We start from the raw sequence: 1,243 nt of genomic DNA on the forward strand, positions 1-1,243 counted from the left end.
AACCAAGAACAAAAGTGCTGCGACGTTGGAAATCGAGAGAGATCCGGGCCAATTTCGCTGGCGATGACCAGAGCCGTGTCGACACCGATCGTGGGGATCGCCGTAAGATCGACACCCGTTACACGCCATAACGCCTGATGCAGAGCTGCTTGGTCAGCAGCACTACGGTGGGGGCTACGCAGTACTTTGCGGGAGGGTTTAGGTGCGTCTTCGCGCTTCGGCAGTTGCTCCAGTGCGGCGCTAATTGCCTGGTCGCAGGCGGCGATTTGTTTTTCCATAAAGTCGTAGCACTGAACTTCCTGTTCAAGGGCATGCAAGTGTTCGGGCCGCCAATTGCCGTGCAGGCTGCGTGCAACGGTTTCCTGAGTCGCCCTGATACGGCGGTCGATCATGTTGGCCAGCTTTTCCGGATTACGTTCTCCAGCAATGATGGCTCGCAAGATCCTCATGCCCGTGACGCCGGAAATATCGCTGATGACGTTGGCCAGTTGGATATTCATCTGGCTGAGCGCTTTTTGCATGCGGTTCAACGCTTGAGCCTGATCGCGGACTCTGATCGCGCGCTGGCGAACCAACGCCCGGATTGAGCAGATCGCATCCGCCGGGCGGAAGGCGCCACGCAACAAGCCGTGGCTCATCAACTGCCAAATCCACTGGCAATCAAGTACGTCCGACTTACGCCCGGAGATTTGCCGGGTAGCCCGCGAGTTAACCAGGTAAACCTCAAAACCGCGGGAATCGAGAAGTTCGAAAAGCGGAATCCAATAGACCCCGGTGGCCTCCATGGCGACCACGGTCACCTTGACTTCAGCAAGCCAGTCGGCAAGCCGAATGAGGTCGTCGGTAAAGGTGGAAAAGCTGCGAATAGGTTGAATGTGGTCACGATTGACCGCCACCCAATGCTCGCGACTGCCGATATCGATACCGGCACAATGTGGGTGAACAAGATCAAAGGCTTGGCTGGATCGCTTGCGCGCCATGGTTTTTCCTCGCACGATATAGGGCGCGCGGGGCACACGGTGGCGAAAGGGTTCACTCTCTCATACGTGGTCACCTTCTCACGAGGGTGCCGACATGGACTCCACGCCGATACCGTGCGGGTCACTCTCCCACGCGGGTGCTACACACACCACTGCGAGCTTCGACCTCTGTCCCGCGCGCTCTAATCGTAACAAAGCCAAAGGCGGCTGCCCCTTCGGGTCAGCCGCCTTTGGCTTTTAATCAGGTCGGATCACCTTGGCTC

1 protein-coding gene is annotated in these 1,243 nt (G+C 57.8%); it reads right to left on the reverse strand.

Annotated elements, in window-relative coordinates; genetic code table 11:
• Window positions 1-980, reverse strand: a 980-nt coding sequence (locus tag ACFZCE_RS27130; protein ID WP_390943645.1) for an IS110 family transposase, incomplete at its 3' end; no start/stop codon positions are given.
• Window positions 981-1,243 lie beyond the last annotated feature (263 nt).

This window comes from Pseudomonas sp. NPDC007930, from assembly GCF_042958985.1.
Lineage (GTDB): Bacteria > Pseudomonadota > Gammaproteobacteria > Pseudomonadales > Pseudomonadaceae > Aquipseudomonas.